The sequence below is a fragment of the Phytobacter massiliensis JC163 genome, assembly GCF_000321045.1.
Classification (GTDB): Bacteria; Pseudomonadota; Gammaproteobacteria; order Enterobacterales; family Enterobacteriaceae; genus Phytobacter_A; species Phytobacter_A massiliensis.
Genome location: NZ_HE578946.1, coordinates 617,954 through 627,766, shown reverse-complemented (window position 1 = coordinate 627,766; position 9,813 = coordinate 617,954). Strand labels below are relative to the sequence as shown.

The window sequence follows — 9,813 nt, the reverse complement described above, 5'->3', positions numbered from 1 at the left end:
ATCCCTCTCATCTTTCTTTCATCATTCGTTATTATTGTTTCCACCAAAATAATCATCGAAAGAATCATTTAACCCATGACCAGAACCTCAAAAGGACTTAGCCCGGCGCTTATCGCGCTGATGTCTGCCGCCACGGGGCTGGCGGTTGCCAGCAACTACTATGCGCAACCGCTGCTCGACACCATCGCTAATGCTTTCGCGCTCTCTCCCAACCAGGCCGGTTTTATCGTTACCGCCGCTCAGCTTGGCTACGCCGCCGGTCTGCTGCTGCTGGTGCCGCTCGGCGATATGTTCGAGCGTCGGGGGCTTATCGTCTTCATGACCTTGCTTGCCGCAGGGGGGATGTTGATTACCGCCAGCAGCACGACGCTGAGCATGATGATTCTGGGCACCGCGCTAACCGGGCTTTTCTCGGTCGTCGCGCAAATTCTGGTGCCACTGGCGGCGACGCTGGCGACGCCGGCAAAACGCGGGAAAGTGGTCGGCACCATAATGAGCGGCCTGCTGCTGGGGATCCTGCTGGCGCGTACCGTCGCCGGGCTATTGGCCAGCATAGGCGGCTGGCGCACCGTTTACTGGGTGGCCAGCGTGCTGATGGTGCTGATGGCCGTTGCGCTGTGGCGCGGCCTGCCGAAGGTCAAACAGGAGAACCATCTCAACTACCCGCAGCTGCTCGGTTCTATTTTCACTCTCTTCGCGGGTAACAAACTGTTGCGCACCCGCGCCCTGCTGGGCTGCCTGAGCTTTGCCAATTTCAGTATTCTCTGGACCTCAATGGCCTTTCTGCTGGCCTCTCCGCCCTTTAATTATTCCGAAGGCGTGATCGGCCTGTTTGGCCTGGCGGGGGCGGCGGGGGCGCTCGGCGCGCGTCCTGCGGGCGGGCTGGCGGATAAAGGTAAAGCCCATATCACCACCACGGTTTCACTGGCGCTGCTCCTTCTCTCCTGGGTTGCCATCGCCCTCGGTCAGTACTCCATTGTGGCGCTGATTGTCGGCATCCTGGTGCTGGATCTCACCGTTCAGGGGGTTCATATCACCAACCAGACGGTGATCTATCGCATCAAACCAGACGCCCGTAACCGCCTGACCGCCGGTTACATGACCAGCTACTTTATCGGCGGCGCGGCAGGCTCGCTTATTTCAGCCTCGGCCTGGCAACATGCGGGCTGGACCGGCGTAAGCATCGCGGGCGCGAGCTTTGCGGCGCTCAACCTGCTCGTGTGGTGGCGGGGTTATCACAGCCAGACCGGCAGCGAATAACGGTCTGCGCGGCAAAATCACCGGGAAATCCAGGGTGTCCAGACGCCCCTGACTCTGATAAGGTTGTATTACTTATTTATCCCGGTGATTTTAACGTAGGTGATATTTAACACACTATGGACAGCGCAGTATTAACCACGGAGCCCGCTCCCCCTTTAGCTGTTTTTTCCACAGGCTGCCGCTTCTGCTCTCTTCCTGAACCAGGCCTCCCTGGCCCCCTTTTCAGGGAGCATCTACCTGTTCCATAAACACCCAAATCCATTCATACAAATAATACATTTACATTATTTGTCACTGTCGTTACTATATCGACTGCAATTAATGAGGTCATGCCCAGATGGATAGTTCGTTTACCCCCATTGAACAAATGCTTAAATTCCGCGCCAGCCGTTATGAGGATTTTCCATTTCAGGAGATCCTGCTGACTCGTCTCTGCATGCATATGCAGGGCAAACTGCTGGAAAACCGTAATAAAATGCTGAAAGCTCAAGGGATTAACGAAACACTGTTTATGGCGTTAATTACGCTTGAGTCGCAGGAAAACCACAGTATTCAGCCCTCAGAATTGAGCAGCGCGCTGGGCTCTTCCCGCACTAACGCCACGCGTATTGCCGATGAACTGGAAAAACGCGGCTGGATCGAGCGCCGTGAAAGCGACAATGACCGTCGCTGCCTGCATCTGCAACTCACCGAAAAAGGCCATGAGTTCCTGCGCCAGGTTCTGCCGCCGCAGCACCACTGCCTGCACCAGCTGTGGTCGTCCCTTAGCGGCACGGAAAAAGAGCAGCTTGAAAGCATCACCCGCAAGCTACTGACACGCCTTGACCAGATGGACGAAGAGGGCGTTGTCCAGGAGGCGCTGCGCTAACGCCAGCCCCTGCCAAACGCATCCAGATTGATCAATTCCGACAGGCCAGCACGTCACACTGCTGGCCTTTCTGACAAAACAACCCGGCACTGCCGATATCAAATAATAAGAACGTGGAGAAAAACATGAGCGTGAATGCGGAGAGCCAAGCCCCGCAGCAACCGGTCAAAAAGAGAGGCAAACGCAAAGGCGCCCTTCTTCTGCTGACCTTGCTCTTTATTGTTATTGCCGTTGGATACGGGATTTACTGGTTTTTAGTCCTGCGCCATTTCGAAGAGACCGATGACGCATACGTGGCGGGAAACCAGGTGCAGATCATGGCGCAGGTATCGGGCAGCGTGACGAAAGTCTGGGCTGACAATACCGACTACGTTAAGCAGGGCGACGTGCTGGTAACGCTGGACGCCACCGACGCCCAGCAAGCCTTCGAAAAGGCGCAAACCGCGCTGGCTTCAAGCGTTCGCCAGACGCGCCAGCAGATGATTAACAGCAAGCAACTGCAGGCCAGCGTTGAGCTACAACGCACCGCCCTTGCCCAGGCGCAGAGCGATTTAAACCGCCGCATTCCGCTGGGCAACGCCAACCTGATTGGCCGTGAAGAGCTGCAGCACGCCCGTGACGCCGTCGCCAGCGCCCAGGCGCAGCTTGATGTCGCCATTCAGCAATATAACGCCAACCAGGCGATGATCCTGGATACCCGCCTGGAAGAACAGCCGGCGGTGAAACAGGCCGCCGCGGAACTGCGTAACGCCTGGCTTGCCCTGCAGCGCACCAAAATCGTCAGCCCCATCACCGGCTATGTATCGCGCCGCGCGGTGCAGCCTGGCGCGCAAATCAGCCAGACGACGCCGCTGATGGCGGTAGTCCCCGCCTCCGGCCTGTGGGTGGACGCTAACTTCAAAGAGACCCAGCTTGCGCATATGCGTATCGGCCAGACGGCCACCGTGGTGAGCGACCTCTATGGCGATGACGTGAAATACACCGGTAAAGTCGTCGGTCTGGATATGGGTACCGGCAGCGCCTTCTCGCTGCTGCCTGCGCAAAACGCCACGGGCAACTGGATTAAGGTAGTGCAGCGTCTGCCGGTGCGTATCGAACTGGATGCAAAACAGCTTGGCGAACATCCGCTGCGCATCGGGCTCTCTACGCTTGTAACGGTTGATACCACTCACCGCGACGGCCAGGTACTGGCAAACCAGGTGCGCGCCACCCCGGCTTACGAAAGTAACGCTCGCGAGCTTGACCTGACGCCGGTTAACGCCCTGATCGACGATATCGTGAAGGCCAACGCCGGTTAATCTGAGGTGCGCTAATGCAACAGAGAAAACCGCTGGAGGGGGCGCAGCTGGTCATTATGACCATTGCGCTATCGCTGGCGACCTTTATGCAGGTGCTGGATTCGACTATCGCCAACGTCGCCATTCCCACTATTGCTGGTAACCTTGGCTCATCTCTGAGCCAGGGGACATGGGTTATCACCTCGTTCGGGGTGGCAAACGCCATCTCGATCCCGATCACCGGCTGGCTGGCGAAACGCGTTGGCGAGGTCAAACTGTTCCTCTGGTCAACCATTGCCTTTGCTATCGCCTCCTGGGCCTGCGGCGTCTCAAGCAGCCTGACGATGCTGATTTTCTTCCGCGTGATTCAGGGGATCGTCGCCGGTCCGCTGATTCCCCTGTCGCAGAGTCTGTTGCTCAGCAACTACCCGCCCGCCAAACGCTCTATCGCGCTGGCGCTGTGGTCAATGACGGTGATCGTCGCGCCTATTTGCGGCCCGATTCTGGGCGGCTATATCAGCGACAACTATCACTGGGGCTGGATTTTCTTCATCAACGTGCCCATCGGGATCGCGGTGGTATTGATGGCGATGCAGGCCCTGCGCGGCCGTGAAACCCGTACCGAACAGCGGCGTATCGACGGGGTCGGCCTCGCGCTGCTGGTGATTGGTATCGGCAGCCTGCAGGTGATGCTGGACCGCGGTAAAGAGCTGGACTGGTTTGCCTCGCAGGAGATTATCGTGCTCACCGTGGTGGCGGTGGTCGCCATCAGCTTCCTGATTGTCTGGGAGCTGACCGACGAAAACCCGATAGTCGATCTCTCGCTGTTCAAATCACGAAACTTCACCATCGGCTGCCTGTGTATCAGCCTTGCCTATATGCTCTATTTCGGCGCGATCGTCCTGCTGCCGCAGTTGCTGCAGGAGGTCTACGGCTATACCGCCACCTGGGCGGGGCTGGCCTCCGCGCCGGTGGGGGTTATTCCGGTGATCCTGTCGCCGATTATCGGCCGCTTCGCCCACAAGCTGGACATGCGGCGGCTGGTTACATTCAGCTTCATTATGTATGCCGTCTGCTTTTACTGGCGCGCCTATACGTTTGAACCGGGAATGGATTTCGGCGCCTCCGCCTGGCCGCAGTTTATTCAGGGTTTCGCGGTGGCCTGCTTCTTTATGCCGCTGACCACCATCACCCTGTCCGGCCTGACGCCTGACCGTCTGGCCGCCGCGTCGAGCCTGTCGAACTTTACCCGTACGCTGGCAGGCTCTATCGGTACCTCGATTACCACCACGCTGTGGACTAACCGGGAATCGTTGCACCACGCCCAGCTTACCGAAGCGGTAAACCCCTATAACCCGAACGCGCAGGAGATCTATAACCAGCTGCAGGGCATAGGCATGTCGCAGCAGCAGGCGTCCGGCTGGATTGCACAGCAGATTACCGCCCAGGGGTTGATTATCTCCGCCAATGAGATTTTCTGGATGTCAGCAGGGGTCTTCCTGATCCTGCTGGGTCTGGTGTGGTTCGCCAGGCCGCCATTCGGCACCGGCGGCGGGGGTGGCGGCGCGCACTGACCACGAGCCTGTTATACGGCCACTGATGAAAGGGATCTGCGGATCCCTTTTTTTTGGTGGTTGTTTTCCCATCAACAACGGCGTATCTTTACGCCGCCCCACACTTCCATTCACCTTACCGGTTCTGAGCCTCCCGCTCAGGTTGTTTCTCCTTTCAGACACGCGCCCTCTTTTGCGGGCTGACATTCATTCCACCCCTTTAATTTTTTAACCCTTACTCGCACCCCGCGCGGGCGAATCAATAACACGAATAACGGATTATCATGAATACGCAACGAAAATACGGGAGAACCTGGCATTTGCCCTTCTCCCCCGGCACCACCAGCGATGACCGCATTAACGCCGACTACTGGCGCGATCTGCAGGCTATCCCGACGCTGGTCTATACCGAAAAGCTGGACGGTGAAAATAACTGTCTTAACCGCTACGGCGTTTTTGCCCGCTCCCATGCAGCGCCCACCCAGTCTGCCTGGACGCACAAGATCCGCCAGCGCTGGCAGCTGCTGAAAAACGATCTGGGCGATCTCGAACTGTTTGGCGAAAACCTCTATGCCGTCCATTCCATTGAGTACCACGGCCTGGAGCAGGATTTTTTCCTGTTTGCCGTGCGCTGTAAGGAGATGTGGCTGAGCTGGGAAGAGGTGCAGTTTTACGCCGCGCTGTTTGATTTGCCCTGCGTACCGCAGATTAACGGCCCGCAGCCTGGCGCTGACGAAAAAGCCTGGCAGCGCACGTTTCTTGAACTGACCCACAGCCGCGGCGCATTCGACCCGTGGGATACGCAAACCGGTCAACCCTGCACGCAGGAAGGCATTGTGGTCCGCGACGCCCGTGCGTTTCCGGTTGATGATTTTGCCCATCACGTCTTTAAATACGTGCGTAAAAATCACGTTAAGACCACGGAGCACTGGAAACGCAACTGGCGGCGCGCCCGCCTGGCGCACGAGTTTAAGTACGGAGAGCCGTCATGATCTGGCGTCTTAGCGAAGAAAAAAGCTGGCCCCGGCTGCGCCAGATGTTCAGCTGGGTAGATGAGATGCACCAGGTGCCGCAGGACCCGCAGCATCATGCCGAAGGGGATGTTGGTATTCATACCGACATGGTGCTCAACGCGCTGACCGCCCTGCCGGGCTGGCAGCAGCTGCCAGCGCAGCAGCAGGAAATCGTCTGGGCGGCAGCGCTGCTGCATGATGTGGAAAAACGCAGCACCACCCGGCAGGATGAAAACGGTCGCATCCAGTCGCCGGGCCATGCCCGTAAAGGCGAACTGACGGCGCGGCAGATTCTCTGGCGCGATATTCCAACGCCCTTTGCCATCCGTGAACAGGTTGCGGCATTAGTGCGCCTGCACGGGCTACCGCTGTGGCTGCTGGAACGCCCCTCGCCCGAGCGGCTGTTACTGGCGGCCGCACTGCGCATTGATACCCGCCTGCTCGCGCTGCTTGCCCGTGCCGATATGGAGGGGAGAGTCTGCGCTGACCGCCAGGAGATGCTCGATCGGATCGCCCTGTTCGAACTCTTCTGTCAGGAGCAGCAATGCTGGGGGCAGGCTCGCCCCTTCGCCTCACAGGCGGCGCGCTGGCACTATCTGACGCACCCGGACAGTTCCCCAGACTTTACCCCCTGGGAGAGCGATCCTTTTGAGGTGACGCTGCTGAGCGCGCTGCCCGGTATGGGTAAAGACCGCTATATCAGCGAGCACTGCCATGGAATGCCGGTGGTGAGCCTTGACGATATCCGCCGCCGCCACGGGGTCAGCCCTGAGGACAGGGCGGCAACCGGGCGGATCGTGCAGATGGCGAAAGAAGAGGCGCGAGCGCTGCTGCGGCAAAAAACGGACTTTGTCTGGAATGCGACCAACGTTACCCGCCAGCTCCGCACGCAGCTTATCAGCCTGTTTACCGCCTATGGCGCGCGGGTGAAAATTGTTTACCTGGAGGTACCCTGGCGCCAGTGGCAGCAGCAGAACGCCAGTCGTCACTATGCGGTGCCCGAAGCGGTTATGCTTCGTATGGCGGCAAAGCTGGACGTCCCGCAGCCGGACGAAGCGCACAGCGTTGAGTACCGCATCGAAGAGTGAGCCCCGCGGAGCGGTTACTTCTCGATGCTCAGGATCTCAACGACAATTTCGGAAGCCACGCCGGGCGGCACGACGCCCGGCACGCCAAGCTCGCCGTAGGCAAGCTGCGGCGGGATCGTGACCTTAACTTTTCCGCCGTTACCCAGCAGCAGCATACCCTGCCGGATCATCTCCGGCATTTTCCCCACCTGCGCCGTTCTGATTTCACCTTTCGAGATCCGCTTACCGGAGCTGATCCTTTCGTCAAAACGGAAGCGTACAATGTTCGCTTCGGTCACCGGCGACGCCACGCCTTTCTTTATCACCTGATACACCACGCCGTTTTTCGCCTTCTTCGCGCCTTTTTCTTTCGCCGCCTGGGCGACCCACTTTTCCCCCTGCCGCACGTTGCGATCCCTTTCACGGCCATTGGCTTCGCTGGCTTTGCGATCGAGATTCATCAGAATGCTGGTGATCTCCTGTTCGGATAGCTGCGCTTTTTTATTGAGCTTATCTTTCAGCCCCTGCTGGAACGCCTCCGGAGCAAACTCCAGCCCCGCGCTTTCAATCAGTTTTAATTCAAACATCACCTTCGCGGCATAGTAAGCGCCGAAAGCATAGTTGGCCTTCGCCTGCTCAGAAGTATGTTTCTTAAGCGAATAGCGCGGCTGTTTTTCCGTTTCCAGCGCGGCGGCGAGCGCGGTGTTTTTCTCCTGCAACGCGGCGGCGCTGGCGTCGCTTTGCGTTTTTTCTTCCCCGGCTTTCTTTACGCGCTGCTCAAGGCTTTTGATAAGCTTCGCCTGTTCCGTCTGCTGCTGAGTAGCCAGCGCCAGTTCTTGCGTGAGCGCTTCGCCGCGTTTCGCCAGCGCCGCCCCCTGCTTTTGCGCCCCGGCAAGCTGCTCTGCCAGCTGCGCTTTTTCGCTGTCTGCCGTACTCAGCGTCGCCAGCTGCTGCTCCAGCGCGCGCTTTTCGCGGGTCAGCGCCTGCACGTTCTGAAGACTCTGTTTAGCGCGCTCCTGGGCCTGCGCTTCAAGTTCGCTGACCTTTTTCTCCAGCGCGTCGCCTTTTTGCATCGCCGCCGTAAGCTGGCTGCGCAGTTCGCCCCCCTGCTTCTGCGCCCCGGCAAGCTGCTCTGCCAGCTGGGCTTTTTCGCTGTCCTGTTTGCTAAGCGCCGTGAGCTTCTGTTCCAGCACGGTATGCTGATTGATTTTCTCATTCAGCGTCAGCTGGGTTGAAACAAGCTTCGCCTGCACTTTTTCTGCCTGAGCCGTGAGCGCCTGCGTTTGTTTCTCATAGCGCCGCGAAACGTCGGCAAGCTGTTTTTCTGCCGCCATAAGCTGCTGATGAAGCTGTTTATTTTCGCTCGCCAGGGATTCAGTGCGTTCAGCGGCGTCGTCAGGCTGCCGCGCCGCCAGCGCGTTGTATTTGCCCCGCAGCGCCTCCAGCTCGCGCGTTGTGCTGTTGAGCCTGCGCTTAAGCTGGGTAAGCTCCGCATTCGGCTTTGCTGCCGGGCGTTTAGGTTGCTTTTGCGGAGACGGTTTTAGCGGCCTGTTCCCAGGCGGTGCAGTCGCAGGAGCTGGCGCAACGCGTGGCGCCGGGTTTACAGCCGCGGGCTTTTCGTCCCCGCCGATAAAGAGCGGATTAGCCTGCGGAATTAACATCCCTTCATCTTTTAAACGTTCAATTAATAACGTTGAGTCGGCATAGGTTAAATCCGCCTTTACGGTAAACAGAAGAATAACAGCAACAGTTAATAATTTTTTCATAGCTTATTAAGGTCACTGGCACGTTTGGCCATGCTGGCAAAAACCGCGCTGCGGACCCGAGCGCAAACCACATCCACTTTCTCATTCAGCTCCAGCTTGATTATCTCGGCGGAGTCGTTATCAATAAGCGCCTGATTCTTTTTATACACTTCATAATTATTATTGATAACGCTGAATTGTTGCTGAAACCTTTTAAAGGATGCGTTATCAAGCGTTTTGAGTGCGGAAAACATCTGGTAGCACTGCTGTTCCCCGGGCTTCTGCTGGGTGCCGGGAGTGGTGCGAGATAACGTTGATTTTGTACAACCGCTTAGCAGCAATACAATGCAGAGTGTGCCTAATCCATAGCAAGATGACCGCATAATACCCTCTAATTTATATTACCTGAAAACACATTCAAATAATAAATGTGTAAATCCCGTGACGGATAAAGTTGGTAGCGAAAGAGTAGCAAAAATTATCATGGAAAAAATAAAATAACAACCAAAGCGGCTATTTTTTGGAGGCGGATTCCATTTTACAAAATAAAACTCATCATTCTCCGAGGGAGAATAATTAGTGTTTTATTTATTAGATAAATATCCCCTCTATTTATTCATGGTTCACTTAATATTCCTGACAGGGTTACCGTTTGCCCTTATAAAAAGAATGTCCGTTTCGCTACAGCTTCTGTCAGTTTTGCGCAAGCGGCGGCCCGGCAACCGCTGCATCCTGTCAAAAACAGAGGAGAAGACTATGCTGAACACACCCGCAGAGAAGTACCAGCCCTACCCGCCCATTGCCCTGCCCGATCGTCGCTGGCCTGAGAACCAGCTGACCCGCGCGCCGCGCTGGCTTTCCACCGATCTGCGCGACGGTAACCAGGCGCTGGCGGAACCGATGGACGCGGAACGCAAGCTGCAGTTCTGGAACCTGCTGCTCGCCTGCGGGTTTAAAGAGATTGAGGTGGCCTTTCCTTCGGCCTCCCAAACCGACTTCAACTTTGTGCGCCAGCTTATAGAGGAGAAAC

The 9,813-nt window shown here is 57.1% G+C and carries 8 protein-coding genes and 1 pseudogene; 7 read left to right on the top strand and 2 right to left on the bottom strand.

Annotated features, from left to right (window positions below):
• Positions 1 to 75 precede the first annotated feature (75 nt).
• From ENTHG_RS13390 to ENTHG_RS13360, 6 genes are all read left to right on the top strand, one after another.
• Positions 76 to 1,260 (top strand): MFS transporter, encoded by a 1,185-nt coding sequence (locus ENTHG_RS13390; RefSeq protein WP_044180437.1) that lies wholly within the window; start codon positions 76 to 78, stop codon positions 1,258 to 1,260.
• Between the two features lie 337 nt (positions 1,261 to 1,597).
• Positions 1,598 to 2,128, top strand: coding sequence for a transcriptional repressor MprA (gene mprA / locus ENTHG_RS13380; RefSeq protein ID WP_044180434.1), 531 nt, complete (start codon positions 1,598 to 1,600; stop codon positions 2,126 to 2,128).
• 125 nt (positions 2,129 to 2,253) lie between these two features.
• A complete protein-coding gene (gene emrA, locus ENTHG_RS13375) occupies positions 2,254 to 3,426 on the top strand; it encodes a multidrug efflux MFS transporter periplasmic adaptor subunit EmrA (RefSeq protein WP_044180433.1) in 1,173 nt (390 codons plus the stop codon).
• A 14-nt stretch (positions 3,427 to 3,440) separates the two neighbouring features.
• Positions 3,441 to 4,979, top strand: a complete 1,539-nt coding sequence (gene emrB / locus ENTHG_RS13370) for a multidrug efflux MFS transporter permease subunit EmrB (protein ID WP_044180431.1) — start codon at positions 3,441 to 3,443, stop codon at positions 4,977 to 4,979.
• 263 nt (positions 4,980 to 5,242) lie between these two features.
• Positions 5,243 to 5,950, top strand: a complete 708-nt coding sequence (locus ENTHG_RS13365) for an RNA ligase family protein (protein WP_044180429.1) — start codon at positions 5,243 to 5,245, stop codon at positions 5,948 to 5,950.
• Positions 5,947 to 7,059 carry an AAA family ATPase gene (locus tag ENTHG_RS13360; protein WP_044180427.1) on the top strand — a complete coding sequence of 371 codons (1,113 nt, stop codon included), beginning with the start codon at positions 5,947 to 5,949 and terminating at the stop codon, positions 7,057 to 7,059. The genes ENTHG_RS13365 and ENTHG_RS13360 overlap by 4 nt, the downstream gene beginning before the upstream one ends.
• 14 nt (positions 7,060 to 7,073) lie before the next feature.
• On the opposite strand, the gene ENTHG_RS13355 is transcribed toward ENTHG_RS13360, so the two are convergent.
• Both ENTHG_RS13355 and ENTHG_RS26540 read right to left on the bottom strand, forming a co-directional pair.
• Entirely contained in the window at positions 7,074 to 8,804 is a 1,731-nt protein-coding gene (locus ENTHG_RS13355) for an FKBP-type peptidyl-prolyl cis-trans isomerase N-terminal domain-containing protein (protein WP_044180425.1), read from the bottom strand.
• Positions 8,801 to 9,166, bottom strand: coding sequence for a YuaE family lipoprotein (locus ENTHG_RS26540; RefSeq protein ID WP_489884336.1), 366 nt, complete (start codon positions 9,164 to 9,166; stop codon positions 8,801 to 8,803). Before ENTHG_RS26540 ends, ENTHG_RS13355 begins: the two co-directional genes overlap by 4 nt.
• A 373-nt stretch (positions 9,167 to 9,539) precedes the next feature.
• On the opposite strand from ENTHG_RS26540, the pseudogene ENTHG_RS13345 reads away from it, so the two are divergent.
• Positions 9,540 to 9,813 (top strand): annotated as a pseudogene (locus tag ENTHG_RS13345) (2-isopropylmalate synthase); the annotation flags it as partial.